Annotated in this window: 17 protein-coding genes; 6 read left to right on the top strand and 11 right to left on the bottom strand. The window is 63.6% G+C overall.

The window, feature by feature from the left end; translation table 11 throughout:
• Nucleotides 1-6: 6 nt before the first annotated feature.
• The 3 genes from KHO41_RS19770 to KHO41_RS19760 all read right to left on the bottom strand — a co-directional run bounded on the left by KHO41_RS19770 (nucleotide 7) and on the right by KHO41_RS19760 (nucleotide 3,656).
• Nucleotides 7-1,431: a DUF2252 domain-containing protein gene (locus KHO41_RS19770; protein WP_211954982.1), complete on the bottom strand. Its 1,425-nt coding sequence runs from the start codon at nucleotides 1,429-1,431 to the stop codon at nucleotides 7-9.
• 88 nt (nucleotides 1,432-1,519) lie between these two features.
• Nucleotides 1,520-3,283 carry a SulP family inorganic anion transporter gene (locus KHO41_RS19765; protein WP_211954981.1) on the bottom strand — a complete coding sequence of 588 codons (1,764 nt, stop codon included), beginning with the start codon at nucleotides 3,281-3,283 and terminating at the stop codon, nucleotides 1,520-1,522.
• Nucleotides 3,284-3,332: 49 nt separating this feature from the next.
• Nucleotides 3,333-3,656 (bottom strand): hypothetical protein, encoded by a 324-nt coding sequence (locus tag KHO41_RS19760; RefSeq protein ID WP_211954980.1) that lies wholly within the window; start codon nucleotides 3,654-3,656, stop codon nucleotides 3,333-3,335.
• 213 nt (nucleotides 3,657-3,869) lie between these two features.
• Here KHO41_RS19760 and KHO41_RS19755 point away from each other — a divergent pair, with 213 nt between their 5' ends.
• From KHO41_RS19755 to KHO41_RS19745, 3 genes are all read left to right on the top strand, one after another.
• Nucleotides 3,870-4,544, top strand: a complete 675-nt coding sequence (locus KHO41_RS19755; RefSeq protein WP_211954996.1) for a dienelactone hydrolase family protein — start codon at nucleotides 3,870-3,872, stop codon at nucleotides 4,542-4,544.
• 176 nt (nucleotides 4,545-4,720) lie between these two features.
• A complete protein-coding gene (gene phaZ, locus KHO41_RS19750; RefSeq protein ID WP_244873907.1) occupies nucleotides 4,721-5,986 on the top strand; it encodes a polyhydroxyalkanoate depolymerase in 1,266 nt (421 codons plus the stop codon).
• 148 nt (nucleotides 5,987-6,134) lie between these two features.
• Nucleotides 6,135-6,329, top strand: a complete 195-nt coding sequence (locus KHO41_RS19745) for a hypothetical protein (protein ID WP_211954979.1) — start codon at nucleotides 6,135-6,137, stop codon at nucleotides 6,327-6,329.
• Nucleotides 6,330-6,433: 104 nt separating this feature from the next.
• On the opposite strand, the gene KHO41_RS19740 is transcribed toward KHO41_RS19745, so the two are convergent.
• The 5 genes from KHO41_RS19740 to KHO41_RS19720 form a co-directional block, all read right to left on the bottom strand.
• Nucleotides 6,434-8,029, bottom strand: coding sequence for a phytoene desaturase family protein (locus KHO41_RS19740; protein WP_211954978.1), 1,596 nt, complete (start codon nucleotides 8,027-8,029; stop codon nucleotides 6,434-6,436).
• A 92-nt stretch (nucleotides 8,030-8,121) separates the two neighbouring features.
• Nucleotides 8,122-8,646: a flavin reductase family protein gene (locus KHO41_RS19735; RefSeq protein ID WP_211954977.1), complete on the bottom strand. Its 525-nt coding sequence runs from the start codon at nucleotides 8,644-8,646 to the stop codon at nucleotides 8,122-8,124.
• Nucleotides 8,647-8,720: 74 nt separating this feature from the next.
• Nucleotides 8,721-10,010 (bottom strand): styrene monooxygenase/indole monooxygenase family protein, encoded by a 1,290-nt coding sequence (locus KHO41_RS19730; protein ID WP_211954976.1) that lies wholly within the window; start codon nucleotides 10,008-10,010, stop codon nucleotides 8,721-8,723.
• An 81-nt stretch (nucleotides 10,011-10,091) separates the two neighbouring features.
• Nucleotides 10,092-10,880 carry an SDR family oxidoreductase gene (locus KHO41_RS19725; protein ID WP_211954975.1) on the bottom strand — a complete coding sequence of 263 codons (789 nt, stop codon included), beginning with the start codon at nucleotides 10,878-10,880 and terminating at the stop codon, nucleotides 10,092-10,094.
• 263 nt (nucleotides 10,881-11,143) lie between these two features.
• Nucleotides 11,144-12,190: an AraC family transcriptional regulator gene (locus tag KHO41_RS19720; RefSeq protein WP_211954974.1), complete on the bottom strand. Its 1,047-nt coding sequence runs from the start codon at nucleotides 12,188-12,190 to the stop codon at nucleotides 11,144-11,146.
• A gap of 275 nt (nucleotides 12,191-12,465) precedes the next feature.
• Between KHO41_RS19720 and KHO41_RS19715 the strand changes: the two genes are divergently transcribed.
• Together KHO41_RS19715 and yedA are read left to right on the top strand one after the other, a co-directional pair.
• Nucleotides 12,466-12,651 (top strand): hypothetical protein, encoded by a 186-nt coding sequence (locus tag KHO41_RS19715; RefSeq protein WP_211954973.1) that lies wholly within the window; start codon nucleotides 12,466-12,468, stop codon nucleotides 12,649-12,651.
• A gap of 220 nt (nucleotides 12,652-12,871) precedes the next feature.
• Nucleotides 12,872-13,747: a drug/metabolite exporter YedA gene (gene yedA, locus KHO41_RS19710; RefSeq protein ID WP_211954972.1), complete on the top strand. Its 876-nt coding sequence runs from the start codon at nucleotides 12,872-12,874 to the stop codon at nucleotides 13,745-13,747.
• Nucleotides 13,748-13,762: 15 nt separating this feature from the next.
• Here yedA and KHO41_RS19705 read toward each other — a convergent pair whose 3' ends face one another.
• The 3 genes from KHO41_RS19705 to KHO41_RS19695 all read right to left on the bottom strand — a co-directional run bounded on the left by KHO41_RS19705 (nucleotide 13,763) and on the right by KHO41_RS19695 (nucleotide 17,074).
• Nucleotides 13,763-14,455 (bottom strand): GntR family transcriptional regulator, encoded by a 693-nt coding sequence (locus KHO41_RS19705; protein ID WP_211954971.1) that lies wholly within the window; start codon nucleotides 14,453-14,455, stop codon nucleotides 13,763-13,765.
• A gap of 136 nt (nucleotides 14,456-14,591) precedes the next feature.
• Complete coding sequence (locus KHO41_RS19700) at nucleotides 14,592-16,214, bottom strand: glucan biosynthesis protein (protein WP_211954970.1); 1,623 nt, start codon at nucleotides 16,212-16,214, stop codon at nucleotides 14,592-14,594.
• Between the two features lie 107 nt (nucleotides 16,215-16,321).
• Complete coding sequence (locus KHO41_RS19695) at nucleotides 16,322-17,074, bottom strand: TerC family protein (protein WP_211954969.1); 753 nt, start codon at nucleotides 17,072-17,074, stop codon at nucleotides 16,322-16,324.
• A gap of 191 nt (nucleotides 17,075-17,265) precedes the next feature.
• Here KHO41_RS19695 and KHO41_RS19690 point away from each other — a divergent pair, with 191 nt between their 5' ends.
• Complete coding sequence (locus tag KHO41_RS19690) at nucleotides 17,266-18,243, top strand: 2-dehydropantoate 2-reductase (protein ID WP_211954968.1); 978 nt, start codon at nucleotides 17,266-17,268, stop codon at nucleotides 18,241-18,243.
• The last annotated feature ends 210 nt before the right edge of the window (nucleotides 18,244-18,453 follow it).

Genomic DNA, 18,453 nt, shown 5'->3' with positions numbered 1-18,453 from the left:
GACTGCTCAGTTCGCCTCCAGCCTGGCCTCGATACGCCCTTCGCGAATCGCTGCGACAAACGTGCGGAAATCGCTGCGGTTTTGCGAACAATATTCCGTGGCGAACTCGCAGATTGCATCATCGAAGGTCTGGCCGGAGCCCATGTAGCCAGCCATCATGGCGGCGTCCCCGGAGCGTGCATGCGCGCGCGCAAGGGCGTGTGCGCACATGCGGCCATATTGCCTGAGCATGCCCGTATCCCAATCCTCGATCACCGCGGAGAGCTTCATGTCGCGCAACTGGCGCACATAGAAGTCGCGTCCGTTTTCTCCGCGCGTCCAGCCAAGGAATACGTCGCTCGCCGCCTGCATGAGACGCTGGCCGGCGATCACGCGCTCACCGTGGTTGGCATGCAGGCTCTTGCCCGCGTAGGGCTCCAGCACGGAAGCGCGCGCTTCTTTCACCTGCAGGAACAAAGGGTCGTTGTCCGCAGCCATGAGCAATCCCACGCCACACATGGTCCCGACGCTGCCGACACCGACGACCTTGACGGCCATGTCGAAGAAGTGGAAACGGTCGAACAGCACACGGACATGCTCAGCGAGGCTGCTGCGATAGGAAGCAATGGCTTGCGCGTAATCCGATTCCATGCCGGGCGCCAGTTCTTCGGTCGGGTGAAAAATCAAGGGAGGCTCATCCTTGATCCTCGGCTGTTCTCCTTCCTCCGACACCAGTTTGGGATAAAGATAGTCGGGAACCGTCTTGCGTCGTTCCGCTTCAATGCGCTGCGCCAGGCGCTTGCGTGCCGCGGCAACGATCTCAGGATCGCCGCTGCGGTCTTCATACTTTTGCAGATCAATTCGGTCGTACCAAACGTCGAGAGCGCGCATCCACCCGTAGTTGAACATGCGTTCGCGGTACTCGCGCACGGTATCGGTCACGACGCGTGCGGCATCGCTCTTGGGCAGTACGAGATGCTCGGCCGCGATCGCCAGACTGGCCGCCAGTCGCTTGAGGTCCCACTCGAATGGGGCCGGCAAGGTTTCGTCGAGGTCGTTGATGTCGAAGATGATGTTTCGTTCGGGCGTGGCGAACCCGCCGAAGTTCATCAGGTGGGCGTCTCCACACGCCTGCACGCGGATGCCGCTGGACGGCGTGGTGGCAAGATCGGCCGCCATGAGCGAGGCCGATCCGCGGTAGAACGCAAACGGGGATGCCGCCATCCGGCCGTATCGGATGGGAACCAGGTCGAGAATCCGCCCGGCGTTGGATTCGTTCAGCAGTTCGATCGGATCGCGGCGATCTTCCGGTGCTTGCCAGCCGGATTGCGAACCGCGAGGGACTGTGTCGCGTAGCGCGCGTCCTTTTGCTGCGCGCTCGTCAGCGGTCAGGTAGCGCGTGGGTTCCTGACGCGCGGCGGCCAGGTGACTGGGTTTTTCCGGTTTGTTCATGACGCTTTCCTTCTCTCAAGCCAGCGCCGCTGCATGCGAGGCCAGCGGACTCTGCCGCGCGCGGACACCCGGGCGGCAACGATGCGCGCTACGTTGCTGCCAACGCTGTGGTGCTCGCGATGGGACTCTCTTGTGCGGCGGCACGAAACTCATCGATCACATCCGCAACCGAGATACGACGTCCGAAATACCCCACACGCTCTTCGAGCCCCTCTGCACGCAGCATGTCTCTCACAACGGCATGCGCGGCAACGAGGCGCAATCCAATGCCGGCGGCTAGCAGTTCCTTGTGCAGTGTCGCAAGCATGCGCGCGCCTGCCAGGTCGACCACGGGGCAAACCGAGAGGTCGCAGACCACCAGCCGGAGCGGCGGCGCGGAGTTGCGGATCGCCTGCCATACCACCGAGCGCACATGCTCGACGTTGAAGTACAGCAGCGAAGATTCCGCACGGAAGATCAGCGCCTGCGGAACGGCTTCATTGTCAGGGTTGCGTTCCATGTCCGAAAAGCTGCGCGTTCCCGGAATTCGCCCAAGGAATGCGACATGCGGGTGGGCGGCGCGCCGGATGATCAGCAGCATCGACACGAGCACGGCCACGATGACGCCCTTCAGGATGCCAAGCAGCAGGACGGCCGCGAATGCAACCATCGAGACGATGAACTCGAAGCGGCTCACGCGCCATACGTGGCGCAGTTCGCGGATATCGACCAGGCCTTTGACCGCGACCAGCACGATGGCGGCCAGCACCACGTTGGGAAGATTGGCCAGCAGGCCGGTGAGGAACATCAGGCAAAGGGCGATCGTTGCCGACGCGAATACCAGCGCCAGCGGTGTCCGTGCCCCGGCCTTGTCGTTCACCGAGGACTGCGACAACCCTCCCGCAACGGGATATCCCTGGAACAGGCCGACCGCCAGGTTCGCCGCGCCGAGCCCCAGCAGTTCCTGGCGCGCGTCGACCTCGTCCCCGTGTGCCTGCGCAAGGGCGCGCGCAGCGGAGACGCTTTCGACGTACGACAGCAGGAGGCAGGCGAAGGCCAGCGGAACGACCCCGTCCACATCGCGCGGCCGCAGGTCTGGCCAGTGCATGTCGGGCAGGCCTTGCGGCAGCGCGCCAACGACCTTGAAACCCAGCCCTCCCAGCGGCGTCAGCGACAGCAGCATGATCGAAGCTACGACGACGAGCAGGGCGACCGGACGCCCCGGCAGGAACTTCTCCCCAAGCAGCAGCACGGCGATCGCCGCCACGCCGAAGCCGAACACTGCGAGGTTGGTCAGCGGCAGTTGCTGCACAAGGATGGCAATGCGCTCGAAGAAGAACTCTCCGCCGCCTTTGACGCCGAACAGCTTCGGCAACTGGGTCAGGGCGATCGTCAGTGCCGCGCCGGCCTTGAATCCGAGCAGGATCGTTTCACTGATGAAGTTCACGAGCGAACTCAGCCGGAAGAGCCATGCGAGGACGCACATGGCGGCAATCAGTAGTGCCGTCAGCGCAGCGATCGACGCCCAGCGGCCTGGATCCCCCTGCGCCATGCCCGCGATGGTGACGCCGACCAGCATCGAGATCGCAGAGGTGGGGCCGATGGCGAGCTGCCGCGATGAGCCGAACAATGCGTAGGCCAGTCCCCCTGCCAGATAGCAGTAGATCCCGTACTGCGGGGGCACGCCTGCCAGCGACGCATACGCCAGCGATACCGGAATCCCATATGCCGCCAGCGTGACGCCGGCAACGACATCATGTGCGAGCCATTCCCTCTGATAGTGAAGCAGCCATTGCGCAGGCGGGAACCAGGCCTGCCAACCGCCCGCTACGGCGGTGCCGCGCTGTGTGTCGGGCAAGGAAGAGTCTTCCATGGCGGTGCCTCCATTAGCTTGAGATGTCCTGGCGCAGGACGAGGCGGGTTCAATGCGAGGCCAAGTGAACCTCGGAGGAACTGGGGTCGAGGATTCGGCTCCTCGCGTCGATCAGCAGCGAACTTCGCGCCCGAAGAACGGTTTCGTCGAATCTCGAAGCCGCTTCGCGAAGGAGGTCCATGTCGACCTGACTGGGCTTGGATGCTGACTGAAGCAGTTCCATCTCGTTGTAGATGATCCGCCCGACATCCCGCACCAGTTCCGGGTCCAGTTGCCCTTGCGATGCCGCGTGGACAAGGTGGTACAACAGGCTGACCAGTCCTGACGCCGTCGATACGGGTCTCGACCGTAGCGTCTTCTTCGTACCAGGCATTGCCGCGTCCTCCGATCCATGTATCTGAAGGCTAGATGCCGCGACACAACAGGACTTGACGCGTATCAAGCCGGACGAGGGCCTTGGACGCCGGCTGCCACCATCGCGAGTCTTGACGTACGACAACTGCGCGGATGCCCTGCGGCCTACATTGCAAATGCTGAGGTAGAGCCGGTCTGGCTGATGGAGCACCCGTACGAGAAGGGGGCGCGAATGAAACTCGTCACTGCGCAACAAGTGGTGATCCACGTGGATGACGTGGGACTCCCCGGGGAACTGGCCTTGCCCGAGACACCTTGCGGGATTGTCCTGTTTGCCTGCGGGAGCGGCAACTCGCGCCATCACCCGCGCAACCGCCTGGTCGCGTCGATACTCCATGATGCGGATATCGGTACCCTGTTGATTGACCTCCTGACGCCGGAAGAAGATGTTGGGTTGGCGCGGCGTTTCGACATTGCGCTGCTGAGCGACAGGCTGAGGGCTGCGACGGAAGCGGTGGAACGCCTGGCTGGGCAGCGCGACCTTCGGCTCGGCTACTTCGCGGCGAGCACGGGTGCGGCCGCAGCGCTGCGTGCCGCTGCGGCGCCGCCTTCGCAAACGCGTATCGACGCCGTGGTGTCCAGGGGCGGACGTGTCGACCTGGCCGGTGTTGACGCGCTCTGCCGCCTGGCTTCTCCGCTGCGGATGATCGTCGGGGAAGCCGATCCTGTTGTCGTCAACCTCAGCGCCCGGGCAGCGGCGTGCATCTCTTGTGAGAAGCGGCTGGATGTGGTGCCCGGGGCGACCCACCTGTTCGAGGAGCCAGGTGCACTGGAGCAGGTGGCAGAGCTTGCGGCGGGATGGTTCGTTCGCCATTTTGCTGCAGCGCAAGCGGGAAGGGGCACATAGCGTCGTTGCTGTCAGCGCCGTCAAGGGTGAGCCGCACGAGCAAGAGGTGGTGCGAAGCGCAGTCGTTCGGAACGATATTGCGTTGCCGCAAGCGTGCGCCGCTTCTGTCGATTATCTTGGTGTCAGGCGCGTTCACTTCAACGAGGTCGTTGAATATACCCGGGCACTTCCGCGTCATGGTCGATGGCATTGGCGGCATCCCGCCCGGCACAAACCAGATAAGCGGCCGGATTCCCTCTGGCAGCCGCAGCATGAATTCCTCGATGGGCAGTCCGGATGACTTTTCGGCGGCGGCGTGGGCACCGGTGGGGACATTCTTGTCGGCCATGCGGGGTGCCCAGTTTGCCTGCGCCTACGAACTCTTCCAGAGGTCGATGCGCCAGTTCGGGCCGCCGTCATACCATCTGGACACTGTCTGCCAGGAGGGCAAACACGTGCCCGTGACAATGACCGTCGTTGCCGAGACCCCGTTCTGCCGTTTGCTGCGCTTCTCGGCGGGTGACGGTCGTGGTGTACGCCGGATGTTGTGCGCACCGCTTGCCGGGCACCGAGCGGTGGTGGTCCGCGACACCATCGAATCCATGCTCCCCGACGCGGACGTTTATGTCACCGACTGGATTGATGCACGGGACGTACCACCTGAAGCCGGCCAGTTTGGCCTGGCAGACTGCGTCTTGCTGCTGGAGCAGTTCATGACGATGCTCGATCCGGCGCACCTTGACGTGGTGGCGATCTGCCAGGCGACCGTTCCAAGCCTGGCGGCCGTTTCTCGCCTGGCATCCGGAGATGCGCCGGAAGTGAGGGCGCTGGCACTGATTGGCGGCCCGCTGGATGCAAGGCTTCACCCGACCAGACTCGGCGACATCGCGGCCATGATGCCGCTGCCGGTGTTTCTCGCCCACTGCACAGGCGCCGTGCCACACGGATATCGCGGCGCGGGACGAATCGTGTATCCGGGCTTTCTGCAATTGCCTACGCTGGCAAGTGGCCAGCCGGAGCGCCTTTCGGCGATGGTGCTCGCTGCGCTTCAGGGGCCATGGCCAGGGTCCCGTGCGCAGGCAGATCTGCGCCATGCAGCCGTAGCCGGCTATGTGGCGATGATGGACATGCCGGTTGAGTTTGTGCTCGATACCATGCGCATCGTGTTCCGCGAACACCTGTTGCCACGCGGGTCGTGGTCCGTGGGTGAAATGCCGGTGGATCCGGCAGCCATGCGGGCAACACGGCTACTGACGGTTGAAGGGCAACTCGATGCGATCACCGGCGCCGGGCAGACGCACGCCGCGCAGACGCTGTGCCTTGGTCTGGATCAACGGTTGTGTACACAAGTCACCGTTCCGGGTTGCGACCACTATGGGTTGTTTTCCGGTCCGGTGTGGCGAAGCCGCGTTTATCCCATGCTACAGAGCTGGCTGAACGCGCCCGAGCGGTTGCCAAGGTGAGGTAAGAGCACCCGCGGGCGTGTTGCTGCCGCGCCTGGCCGTAGCCGAGCCGCAGGGTGACGGCCATTCGACGTCGTGCCGGATGTGCCTGATCGGCCCCGGCCTCTGAATCCTGCAAGCTCGTCATCTCGTGCTACGATCCGCCCAAATGAAAAAGCCTATCTACTACACCTGCCAGAACCAGTCCTGCGGAACCCGCTGGGAGTCCACCGAAGTGGTTGTCGTCAACGAGGGCCAGGGCCCACTGTTCCGCTGCCCGATCTGCGGCGCGCGCAATGTGCTGGCCGCGCGCGAAGAGGACGGCGTGACCGTCTACCGTCAACGGCGGACGACCGGCTCCTGACGCAACGCCTGAACCAGACGGTGGCCGACTTGTTGACGCCGGTATGGTCCGTGACCAGACGCGCGAGGGGGCAAAGAGGTGACAGAGGCATCAGGCCTTTTCTTTTAATTTGATTTCGCCCGCTTCCGCGCAAGCGCATTGGCGACGTGGTAGCCGGACGTACCGCCAAGACCGGGCCCTGGATGGGTCGAGGCGCCGATGTGGTGCAGATGTCTAACCGGCGTTGCGTGATCCTTGACGCCCGGAAGCGGCCGCCAGAACATGAACTGGTCGATGCTGCATTCGCCGGAATAGGGATCGCCGCCGACGAGATTGACGTTCATCGCTTCGAGGTCGGCCGGCGACAGGACAGTCCGACCGACGATGCTTGCCTTCAGGTTGGGAACATGACGCGCAATACGGTCGATGATCCGGTCGGCGTAGCGCTCTCTGACTTCCGGCGTCCAGCGGCCGTCCGCGGGGGCGTCGATGACTCCCAAGGCATCGCCTTTGATAATCCGCGGGCACTCGGGGACCTGGATCCAGAGCACCCAGCCACCAGCCGGGCTCCTGGACGGGTCGACCGCGCAAGGCTGGGCCACGCAAATCGTGCCTTCGGCGGGAAGCAGTCCGCGCTCGGCTTCGCTGACTGCCCTGGAGACGCCGTCCAGCCCGGAGGTAAGGTGCAGGTAGATGACGTCCCGCAGATGCTCCTGGGGCCAGTCCGGCGGCGCCGACAACGACAGGTGAATCTGCATATTGCCCTTGCCATACCGGTATTCCGTGGCCTGCTGCCGCAGGGCTGGAGGAACATGAGCGGGGGCCAGCAGCTTGCCGTAGAGCTGCCCGGGCGTGACGTTGCAGACGATCTCCTTGCCCATGAACACGCGATCGTCCCGCGTCCGTACGCCGCGCGCCGAGCCGTTTTCGACCAGGATGTCCTCGACGTCCGCATTGACGTGGAAAGCACCGCCGCGGCTTTCCACGATTTGACGGAATGCGTCCACAGTGCGGGCATTTCCACCCTGGACGATCGGAAGTCCCACTGCCTCCAGACTGAACGCGACCACTTTGCCCATTAGCGCGGACATGGCGCTCTCCGGGCCAAGGCCGGTATGCAATACCCAGGGCGCCAGCAGCGCGCGGACCAGGTCGGACCGCATGCGAGTCTCCAGCCAACTGCGGCAACTCATCAGTGCAGGGGAAAAGAAGGCCACGGTGTCATGCACACCTTGCTTCCAAAGGCGGCCAGCCACCGTCTTTGCCACGCCGGCACTCCACAATTCGTTGCCGAGCAGCGAGAACACGAGGCCTGCATTCTGCTCGACCTCCCGCATGGCGGCCAGATAGGCATCGCCGTCGCCGCTTGCCAGTGCATTGAATGCGCTGACATTGCGCTCGCGGGACCTCGCCAGAATCAGCGAACGATTGTCGGGCAGCAAGACGCCCGTGGGCGTGTCGTTGTTGCCATAGCTGAGTCCCGCCTGATGGAGATCATCCTTCAGCTCCGCGTAGCCGGGGGACGTGACAAACAGCGGGTGTGCCGTGGACAACGTATCGTGCAAATAGCCCGGTGCATTCAGGGTCTCGGTGCGAATGCATCCGCCCAGCGTGCTGTTGCGTTCGAGTACGCAGACGCGCTTGCCGCGCTGGGCCAGGACGGCGGCGCACACAAGCGAATTGATACCACTGCCGACAATCACGGCGTCATAGGTAGGCATGGATTATCCCGGGGGCAAGGATAAGAAGAGGCAACGCGTCTGGCCACAGCGCTGGCCTGCAGCTGGCCTGCGCGGCCGGCCGTGTGCGGCATTCAGGCCGCTGCGATGTATTCGCTGCGGATCAGATTAGCAAGGTCGTTGAGCGAATTGGCGGCGCGGGTATAGCTGCCCTTGTAGAAGAGCAGGGATTCGCGGTCCGATGTGTCGAAATGATGGACCTCGCCAATGAAAATGATGTGGTCGCCGCCGTCGTACTGCTGTGCGTTGCGGCATTGGAAGACTGCCGCGCACCCTGGCAGGACAGGCGCGCCCTCGATACCATCGGTACACGAGATTCCATTGAACTTGCCGTCCGCACCGCGCGCAAAGCGGTTCGAGACGTCTTCCTGGTCAGAAGCCAGGACATGGATCACGAAACTGCCGGTGTTCCGGAATGCTTCGAGGCTGTATGACTTCTTTGCGAGGCTCCACAGCACCAGGCGCGGCTCCAGGGATACCGAGCTGAAACTATTGACAGTCACGCCCCATGGCTCACCATCGGTGGTGCGGGTTGTGACAATGGCTACGCCAGTGGCGAAGCGGCCGAGGGCATTCCGAAACCCGCGAGCATCGATCATGGTTGTCTCCTGTGGCCTGCTTGCACCGATGACGGGGCAAGCAGGCGGCTTGTTCTGGCGGGACTGTGATGTCTTCAGGCGGCGCGAGACTGGGACTCTTGTGCGATCCAGGCGTCGGTGGCGTCTTCGTCGAACCAGTAGCTGCCGTAGTCGCGCGGATCGTTGAAGCCGTTGGCAATGCGCTGGGCGACACGCGGCGCGTGCTGCGCGGTGGCCAGCAGCCTGACGATATGGTCCGGCGGCGGGAACAGCAACGAGTTGGTCCACCGGATCACAGGCTCTGCGTAGCCCTCATAAAGGCCGTCGAAAGTCGACTGCATCCATGCCTTGTCGAAGGGCTTGTCACCGTTGCGCAGGATGGCGTCGAAATAGTGCAGGGCGCCTTTGGTGGCGTTATTCGAGCCTTGCCCGGTAATCGGATCATTGACCATGACGGCGTCGCCGAGGCCCATCACAACACGGCCCGAGGGCAGCGTAAGCGTGGGATTACGCACGGTCGGGGTGACACGCCCACTCAGGATGCCGTTCGCATCGGTAAGCTGGACATTGGCGCACCGTTCGCTTTCCCAGGGGAGGTAGTCGCGCAGGATGCCCAGGCAAACGTCAAGATGCTGGTCGGCAGATTTGACATCCGCCCAGCGGTCCATGGGGCCGCCCGGAATGGCTTCGAAGACCATGATGTCACAGGCCTGCGTTTCGTTGCTGCCCTGGGTGGTCAGGGCCGGGAACACGAAATACTCGCCAACGCCGGGAATCAGGTTGAAGTTGACGCATTCAAACGGGCCACTGCGCTCCATCCCCGTCACATATGCAAGTGCCAGCTGGCGTTGCGGTTGGCGAACGGGGGAGCGCGCATCATTGCGGGTCAGCAGGTTGACGATCTCGCCCTTGCCGCCGGCCAGCAGGACCAGGTCATGGCTTTCGGTCAATGCCTCGAGCTGGGGGATTTCGACGTTCTCGATGCGCAGATCTCCGCCGCGGCGCTCGAACTCCGTCATCCATCCGGGCATCTTGACACGCTGGTCCACCGACTGCGCACAGGCATTCAGGCGAGCACGCCAGTGAATGGCCATCTCACCCTTGCCATCGGAAGTCGGGATCGTCAGGCCAATACCATTCACGTTGGGGCACTGCGCTTCCCATTGGTTCATCCCGAAATTGCGCTCGATCTGCAGGGCCTGGTCGAAGATGCACTGAGACGACATCACCTTGCCGCTCCAGACTTCTTCTGCTGTTCGGTTTGTCACCAACGTGACCGCATAGCCTTGATGGAGCAGGGCGCATCCGAGCAACAGGCCAGCCTGGCCTGCGCCAACGATGGCAATCTTGCGGGGCGTGATCTTGGCAAAGGAATGCGTAGTCATGTGTCTCTCCAGTGGGGGCTTGTCGTTGTGTGACGCGTGGGCGCAATCGGGACGCCCGCACGGCGATTTCATCTGGCGCTGTTACGCCATGAGGCGTTGGATGGCTGCATGCCGGCCTTCGGGTCCCAACGCGCCATAGCCCCCATCGCAGGCGTAGTCGGTTCCGGTGACGAAAGCGGCTGCGTCGGACAACAGGAACAGGACAACCTGCGCAACTTCCTCAGGCTTGCCAAGGCGTCCGAGCGGATGGAAGTCGGCGGCGACACTGTCGGCCTTGGCCTTGTCGCCGCCGCTGAGCGCACTGATGACCGACGACCACGTCCACCCCGGAGAAACCGAGTTCACGCGAATGTTGAGCGGGGCCAGGTCAAGCGCCGCGCTGCGGGTGAACTGCTGCATTGCGGCCTTGCTGATGGGGTATAGCCAGCGCCCCGACTGCGCCACGCCGGCGGAGATCGAGGCAAAGTTCACGATCGCTCCGCCGCCGCGCTTCTTCATCTCCGGCACGCATGCCTGGAGCATCATTGCCGCGCCGACGACATTGACGTTGTAGGAATCCAGCCACTGCTCCCGGGTGGAATCGGCGCCATTGTCTACATAGGTGCAGGCGCAGTTGATGAGTAGGTCGATGCCACGAAATGCATCGACGGTCTGGGTGATGCAGGTCGCGATGTCGGCATCGCTGGTCACGTCCACCGCGACAAAGCGGCAACGCAACGGATGGCGTTCCGCAATCCGACGGCCACCTGCCTGGTCGATGTCAACGACAACAACGTTCGCGCCTGCCGAAATGAGGGCCGAAACCACGGCCTCGCCAATCATCGTTGCACCACCGGTCACGATGGCCGTCTTGCCTTCAATGCCTTGCATGTCTGTCTCCGCTTGTTTTCTGGCTTGCACGTCGCCATGTGGGAGGTAGTTTGGTTTAGCGATGACGAGGCTGCTATCCGGAATCCGCTGGCCCGATATCCGGATTGCGCGCCTGTGCTGCAGGGTGGGGATGTGGGTGGCGATGCCCGCAGGAAGATCAGGGCGACGTTGTGAGACGGCTCGGCCTGGAGGTGTCGGTGCGCGACGTACGCAGTCTTATTGTTGTATCAACGACTGAACGGGGCAGGTGCGTTCGATGCCTCTCAGCGCCGCGTATCGCTGGAATGGCGTTCCGCCGCCTCGCCACGCAAAGTCGCTGAGGGGGAAACGCCGAAGCGCTTCTTGTAGTAGGCCGCAAACCGGCCCAGATGCGTAAAGCCAAACCGATATGCAATATCGGTGATGGAGGCGTGCTCGGCTCCCGCTGCGGCGATCAGTGCCTGTCGCACGCTGTCCAGCCTGACGTCGCGCAGGTAACCGACTGGCGTTGTATTCAGATGACGCCGGAAACCTTCCTCCAGTGCCCGGACGCTGACGCACGCGATTTGCGCCAGATCTGCGACGGTCAGCGGCGTATCGGCATTCGCGTGGACGTAGTCGATGACCCGCTGCATATGGCGAGGCCTGGCAGGTTCGGCGCTGCGTGCGAGGAGATAGGAATAGGTGTGGGGCTGCAGCAGCAACAGTGTCCGCAGGAGATAGTCCTCCATCGACGCCACCGCTGCAGGAAACTGAAGCCAGTGGGTGCCGTGCTGATCGATATTCCTTGCAAGGTCGAGTACCGCTTGCGTCCAGGGGCTGGAAAGACCTGCCTGCTGAGGCAGCGACGGATCGAATGCGAGGGGCCCGTCCGGGTCACGCCCAGTCAACAGGGCGAAGCGGTGCTCCATCGCCGCCTTCTCTATCCAGAGCAACACCTGTGCACAGTCCTCGTGCCAGTGCATTCGAGTGGGTGTGTCCGGGCTCAGCAAGCTGGCCGTGTTGACGTCTGAAACGACGCTTTGCGCGCCGCACTGGATGTCTGCGTGGCCTGCGACAGGAATCTGAGCCAGATAGAAGTCGCCCAGCCGGCCAGGGTCGATTTCTACATCGGCGCCGTATGACAGGAAGTTGATGGCGGTGTCATGCAGCTTCACGAGGTTGTGCTGGACATGCAAATGCTGGGCCGCCCCCGCCACGCGCAGAACGTGCGGACAAAATACTGCTGCAACCCTGCCCTGAGTTTCCTCAACGTCCTCGGAGCGAAACAACGGATAGTGGGCGAGCAGATCCGGAAACGAGTCTTTTTCGAAACTTTGACGGGGCGGCATTGCGGATGTTCGGGGGCTGTCTCTATCGTTGGACCTGCAAAGATAATCGCCGGATGCCCGGTCTAAGGCAATCATAGTTTAAGGCTAAACAATTCCACAATCATGGTTATGGCGGGTGACGGATGCGCCGGCGCTGCGCAGGATGATGGGTGTCGGGGAAGCAACCGACCGTTGCGTTTTCCCATACGTACATTTACGTAATGCTGCAATGCAACAAATTCTTTGCTACAATCAGGGAAAACCCGATGAGGGTAATCCCTGTAAGGAAGGACGCCATGAACACCCAATCCGATATCAAGCTGACCGATCAACTGGAACGCGACCTCATCGATCGTGAGCTGGGCTACCGTGGCCTGGGCGTTGCCAACGATGTGAAGCGCGCGATTGCTTTTGTGCAATCGGTGCTGTCGCGTCTGCAAATGCAAGCTCGCAAGGCCAAGGTCAGCTACGCCAACGGCTGAACGATCGAGCATGCTGGTTTCCTCAGCGAGACCGCAACGAAGCCGGCTGAAGCCGTCCGTATGGACGTTCTCGCCGGCTTTGCCATTGATGGACCGACGATAGCAAGTGATTTAGCGGTTGCTTGTGAACGGAATTCGCAAGCGTTGCCAGAGCTTTTCGTTTTGAGCCGGCGTGGCGGAAGGCTATCGTGGAGGCCTTCCCGCAGTTCCCCCGCACGCCATGCCGCCGCTCGTCCTGTGCTGCCTGCTGATCACCTACGTGGTCTGGGGCACGACCTATCTCGCTATCCGGTTTACGCTGGAGAGCTTCCCGCCGTTGCTGATGATGGGCTCGCGCTTTCTCTGCGCCGGCCTGCTGCTGGCCGCCTGGCTGGCCTGGCGGCGCACGCCGATGCCGACATGGCGCCAGCTGCGCAACTGCGCGGTGCCAGCGGTATTCCTGCTCGTCGGCGGGATGGGTCTGACCGCCATTGCCGAGCAAACCATTTCTTCGGGCGCGACTACCGTGATGATCGGGGCGATGCCGATTTTTGGCCTGTTCTGGAGTGCATGTTTCGGCACGCGTCCGCGCTGGTATGAAGGGCTGGCGATTGCGATCGGCAGCGTCGGCATCCTGGTGCTGACCGCCGGCGCCGAATTCCGCGTCAGCACCGCAGGCGTGGTGGCGCTGCTGCTCGCTGTGGCGAGCTGGTCGTTCGGATCCCAGCTTGCGCGTCGGCTGGAACTGCCGGAAGGTCCGTCCGCGTTCGCCGCGGAGATGCTGATCGGCGGAGCGATCCTGATGGGGCTATCGGCGTTGCGCCAGGAGCCGTGGCCGGCCACGATCAGCACGCAGGCGTGGTGGGCGTGGGGCTATCTCGTGGTGATTGGCTCGCTGGTGGCGTTCTCCGCTTATATGTACCTGGTCGCGAACGTGAGCCAGACGCTGGCCACCAGCTATGTCTATGTGAACCCGCCCGTGGCGCTGGCCGTGGGCGCGTGGCTGGGCGGGGAGCAGGTCGCGCCGCAGACGCTCGGGGCGATCTTGCTGATCCTCGCTGCGCTGGTGGTGCTGAGCGTGGGCAGCCTGCGGACCGCGCGCGCGGCGGCGGCCTGAGCCGCGCCGAATGCGTCAGGACGAGGATTGTTCCTCGATCCAGAGCGACAGCCGCACCTTGTAGGCCTGCTGGATATGGCGGCGCGTGATCTGCTCGGCCAGCGCGGGGTCGCGCTTTTCCAGCGCTTCGACCAGGGCAAGGTGTTCCTCGTAGGAACTGCGGGGCCGGCCCGGCACCGACAGCGTGGTGCGGCCGAGCAGCGCCATCGACTCGTGCAGCGACCGCAGGGTCTTGAGCAGGTAGCGGTTGTGCGCGCAGCGATGCAGCGTTTCGTGGAAAAGCCGGTTGTTGGCGGCCAGCCGGTCGGGATCGTCGATCATGGACAGGTCGCGCTCGACGATGTCGCGCAGCAGCGAGATCTCGACATCCGTGGCGTGGCGCGCGGCCAGCGCGGCGGCGGTGCCTTCGAGCACTTCGCGCATGACATAGAGCTCGCTGACCATGCTGGCGTCGAGCTGGGTCACCATCATGCCGCGGTTGGGCTCGTTGACGACCAGGCCTTCGGATTCCAGCCGCGACAGCGCTTCGCGCACCGGAGTGCGCGACAGGCCCAGCGATTCCGCCAGCTCGACCTCGCGCAGGCGCGTCCCCGGGGAAAGCTGTCCGGCCTGGATGGCAGCACGCAACTGCTGGTAGGCGCGCTCTGAGCGCGGCAGGGACGAGGCCTGGCCGGCGTCGGTGCCGCCGGTGAATTCGGTGGAGATCATGTGAAGCTGGCTGGTTGACCCATGTAAGCGGTCATCATACCCGCTCGCAAGCCGCTGACATCACTGCGACGCAATAGTGTGCAACGCAGCCGGGCGCTTGCCGGACCCTGGAATCCGGGGCCCGGCAAGCGGTGTGTCAGGCGCTGTAGGCCGTCTGCGACTGGAACGGGTGGTACTGGTAGAGCCAGGTCTCGGACAGCGGCTTGCCATCCAGCCGCAGGAACAGCCGCAGGTCGATCGGCTCCTTGCCGTCGGCTGTCAGGTCGAACTGGGCGCGCCAGTGGCCCGGTACGCCGTTGGGCACGGCCTCGGTGAAGACATAGGAGAACTTGCCGCGCGAGGCGGTCAGCACTGCTTCGGGCTTGACGCCGAACGGCAGCTTCTCCAGCGGGGCGCCCTTGAATTCCACCATGAACTTGCGCACGCCCTTCGGGCGCGGCTGGCCCGGCTGGCCGCCGTTGCCCATGCGCGTGGCCACGCAGCGGGCCAGTGGCGAGGGAAACGGCTCGTCGGCCAGCCAGTGCAGCCGGTAGCGCAGCCGGTAGGTGTTGCCTGCACGCGCGGGCGCCTTGGGCACCCACATGGCGACGATGTTGTCGTGGATCTCGTCATCGGTGCGCAGCTCGACGAGTTGCACCGCGCCCGCGCCCCAGCCGTCGCGCGGCTCGACCCACAGGCTTGGCCGGCGTTCGTAATTGACGCCGTCCTGGTAGTGGTCGAACAGCCGGTCGCGCTGCAGCAGGCCGAATCCGCGCGGGTTGTCGTCGCCGAAGGCGGATGCCATGGTCTGCGGCGGGTTGTTGAGCGGGCGCCAGATATGCTCGCCTGCACCGTTCCAGATAGCCAGGCCGTCGGAGTCGTGGACTTCAGGGCGCCAGTCCACGGCGGTGCCTTTCATGGTCTCGGAGAACCAGTACATCGACGTAAGCGGTGCGAGCCCGAGCCGCGCCACGTCCTTGCGCAGGAACAGCGCGCATTCGACGTCCATGACCACGGCCTTGCCGCGCTGCATGACGAACTTGTATGCGCCGGTGATGCTGGGCCCGTCGAGCAGCGCATAGACGGTGACCGTGTCGCCCTTGCCCTCGGGCGGTTCGAAATAGAAATGCGTGAAGTTCGGGAATTCCTCGGACTTGCCGGCCTCGGCCACGTCAATGGCGATGCCGCGCGCGGACAGGCCATATTGGTACAGCTCACCGATCGCGCGGAAGTACGACGCGCCGAGGAAGGCGACCCAGTCGTTCTTCTTCCAGTCGCGCACCTTCTGGTCGCCCTGCCGGCTTTCCTGGAAGCGGAAGCCCGCGAAGCCGCTGCCGCGCGGCAGCTTGTGCGCGGGGCTGTCGGCGGGCATGTCGAAGTAGCTTTCTTCGTAGACGATTTCCCGTGCGTTGCTCTTGCTGTCCTTGCCGCGCTCGACCACATGCATGCGCACCGGCGTGCGGAAGTAGGTGCCCAGGTGGAAGAACGTCACCGGGAACTGGCCCGGGCCATCGGCAAACAGCGCGTTTTCCGGACGGAAGCGGATCTTCCCGTGGGCATCGTAGTCGATGCGGTCGAGGATCTCGGGTGGCGGCGCGGGCGGTGCGGCATAGGGTTTGCCGGCGAGCGCGCGGGCCTGGTCGATGAGGGCGTCGAAGCTGAACGGGCGTGCGTCGCCCAGCTTGATCCCACTGGCGGCCAACGCCGAAGGGGGGATGCCCAGTGCGGCCAGGGCAGCCGAGGCGGTGGCGGAAACCAGCAGGGTGCGGCGGTTCATCATGTGGCGTCAGCGTCCTTTTTCTCGTCTTCGATCAGTGCAGAACTGTAAGAGACGCCATCGCCGTGCGAAAGTTCGGACACCGACTGTTACAGCGGATGGCTCGAACGTCACTGCCCGGCGCGTGCGCGACGCTGCGCCCGCCGTTTCCTTGAAATCATGTTCAACCCTTCGACCGCCGCGGAGAACGCCATCGCCGTATAGATATAGCCCTTGGGCACGTGGGTGCCGAAGCCTTCGGCGATCAGCGTCATGCCGATCATCATCAGGAAGGCCAGCGCCAGCATCACGATGGTCGGGTTGCGGTTGATGAAGTTGGCCAGTGGCGTGGCGGCGAACAGCATCGCCGTGACGGCGGCGATCACGGCGATGAACATGATCTCCACATGCTCGGTCATGCCGACCGCGGTGATGATGCTGTCGATCGAGAACACGAGATCCAGCACCAGGATCTGGCCGATGGCGCTGGCAAAGCTCTGGGACGCACTGGCTTTGCCCGTGTCGTCGCCTTCTGCCTCGCCGGAAACGTGGTGATGGATTTCCCGCGTTGCCTTCCACATCAGGAAAGCACCGCCCGCAATCAGGATCAGGCCGCGCCACGATATACCCCGGCCGAGTACGGTGAAGAGCGGCTCGGTCAGCGTGACGATAAACGCAATGGTGGCCAGCAACGCGAGCCGCAGGATCAGCGCCAGGCCGATGCCGACGCGCCGCGCCTTCTCGCGCATGTCTTCCGGCAGCTTGTTGGTGAGGATAGAGATGAAGATCAGGTTGTCGATGCCGAGCACGATCTCCATGACCACCAGTGTGGCCAGCGCCGCCCACGCGGCGGGATCCTGCAGCAAAGCGAGGGACGATTCCATGTCAGCTCCGGTCAAGAGGGGGCCGATGGACCCGGGCCCGCAAGCGCAGTGTTGCCGACATGTTAGCAACTGACCTGCGACGAAGGAAATCTTGTTCGCCTCCCAGCGAAGATTGGGGTTGTCGTCTGCCTTTGTGGAATATAGTATGTGATATATCAATGAATACTATCGAGCCATCAAGGAGACAGGCAATGAAAGTGTGCATCTATGGGGCAGGGGCCATCGGCGGCTACGTGGGCGCCCAACTGGCGCGCGCGGGAGCGGAGGTCAGCTTCGTCGCGCGCGGTCCGCACCTGGCGGCCATGCAGGCCAACGGCGTGCGGCTGCTGATCGACGGCGAGGAGCGCGTGGCCAAGGTCAACTGCACGAGCGATCCGCGCGAGCTTGGTCCCCAGGATTACGTGTTTATCACGCTCAAGGCTCATTCGGTGCCCGGCGTGGTGGACCTGATTCAGCCGCTGCTGGGCCCGCAGACCGCAGTGGTCACGGGCGTCAACGGCATTCCTTACTGGTACTTCTACAAGCACGGCGGCAAGCTGGCAGGCAGCACGCTCGAAAGCGTGGACCCGGGCGGCAAGCAGTGGCGCGGTTTCGGACCCGAGCGCGCGATCGGCTGCGTGGTCTATCCCGCCGCGGAAATCATCGAGCCCGGGGTGATCAAGCACGTGTACGGCAAGAAATTCCCGCTTGGCGAGCCGGATGGCAGCCAGTCGGATCGCGTCAGGCGGCTCAGCGAGATGATGATGGCGGCCGACCTGGAGGCGCCGGTGCGAGAGAACATCCGCGATGAAATCTGGCTCAAGCTGTGGGGCAACCTCTGTTTCAACCCGATCAGCGCGCTGACCCACGCCACGCTGGACGTGATCACGGCGAATCCCGCCACCCGTGCGCTGTCGCGGCAGATGATGCTGGAAGCCCAGAGCATTGCCGAATCGTTCGGTGTGAAATTCCGGGTGGACGTCGAGCGCCGTATCAACGGCGCGGGTGCCGTGGGCGCCCACAAGACGTCGATGCTTCAGGATCTGGAAGCAGGCCGCGCGATGGAGATCGATCCGCTGCTCACCGTGGTGCAGGAGATGGGCCGGCTGGTTGGCCATCCCACGCCGATGTGCGACGCAGTGTTGGGCCTGATCAAGCAGCGCGACGAGATGGCACGACTGGCTGCCTGATACGGCGCTGTGTGTCCGCCGCCCGGTCCCTCGCCCCGCACGGACCGGGTGGCCCTTTCTGCTATCGGATTGGCGGGGAAAGTCACGCTTTCGTGGCTTCGCAATCGGGACTGGGAACGCGATTGTGATATACCATATACGACAGACCGGGCATCGCGCGGGCGCCCCGCATCGAACCTTTATCGGGTTTGATGCGATTCGGGAATGATC

Source organism: Cupriavidus numazuensis (genome assembly GCF_905397435.1).
GTDB lineage: Bacteria > Pseudomonadota > Gammaproteobacteria > Burkholderiales > Burkholderiaceae > Cupriavidus > Cupriavidus numazuensis.
This window is presented reverse-complemented; position numbering and strand designations above follow the sequence as displayed.

Coding starts and splice junctions, on each gene's coding strand:
- yedA (WP_211954972.1), top strand. CDS start 12,872: ATGCCGCCGCTCGTCCTGTGCTGCCTGCTGATCACCTACGTGGTCTGG.
- KHO41_RS19735 (WP_211954977.1), bottom strand. CDS start 8,646: ATGATCGATGCTCGCGGGTTTCGGAATGCCCTCGGCCGCTTCGCCACT.
- KHO41_RS19770 (WP_211954982.1), bottom strand. CDS start 1,431: ATGAACAAACCGGAAAAACCCAGTCACCTGGCCGCCGCGCGTCAGGAA.
- KHO41_RS19720 (WP_211954974.1), bottom strand. CDS start 12,190: ATGCCGCCCCGTCAAAGTTTCGAAAAAGACTCGTTTCCGGATCTGCTC.
- KHO41_RS19765 (WP_211954981.1), bottom strand. CDS start 3,283: ATGGAAGACTCTTCCTTGCCCGACACACAGCGCGGCACCGCCGTAGCG.
- KHO41_RS19715 (WP_211954973.1), top strand. CDS start 12,466: ATGAACACCCAATCCGATATCAAGCTGACCGATCAACTGGAACGCGAC.
- KHO41_RS19730 (WP_211954976.1), bottom strand. CDS start 10,010: ATGACTACGCATTCCTTTGCCAAGATCACGCCCCGCAAGATTGCCATC.
- KHO41_RS19705 (WP_211954971.1), bottom strand. CDS start 14,455: ATGATCTCCACCGAATTCACCGGCGGCACCGACGCCGGCCAGGCCTCG.
- KHO41_RS19700 (WP_211954970.1), bottom strand. CDS start 16,214: ATGATGAACCGCCGCACCCTGCTGGTTTCCGCCACCGCCTCGGCTGCC.
- KHO41_RS19695 (WP_211954969.1), bottom strand. CDS start 17,074: ATGGAATCGTCCCTCGCTTTGCTGCAGGATCCCGCCGCGTGGGCGGCG.
- KHO41_RS19725 (WP_211954975.1), bottom strand. CDS start 10,880: ATGCAAGGCATTGAAGGCAAGACGGCCATCGTGACCGGTGGTGCAACG.
- phaZ (WP_244873907.1), top strand. CDS start 4,721: ATGGTCGATGGCATTGGCGGCATCCCGCCCGGCACAAACCAGATAAGC.
- KHO41_RS19745 (WP_211954979.1), top strand. CDS start 6,135: ATGAAAAAGCCTATCTACTACACCTGCCAGAACCAGTCCTGCGGAACC.
- KHO41_RS19755 (WP_211954996.1), top strand. CDS start 3,870: ATGAAACTCGTCACTGCGCAACAAGTGGTGATCCACGTGGATGACGTG.
- KHO41_RS19760 (WP_211954980.1), bottom strand. CDS start 3,656: ATGCCTGGTACGAAGAAGACGCTACGGTCGAGACCCGTATCGACGGCG.
- KHO41_RS19690 (WP_211954968.1), top strand. CDS start 17,266: ATGAAAGTGTGCATCTATGGGGCAGGGGCCATCGGCGGCTACGTGGGC.
- KHO41_RS19740 (WP_211954978.1), bottom strand. CDS start 8,029: ATGCCTACCTATGACGCCGTGATTGTCGGCAGTGGTATCAATTCGCTT.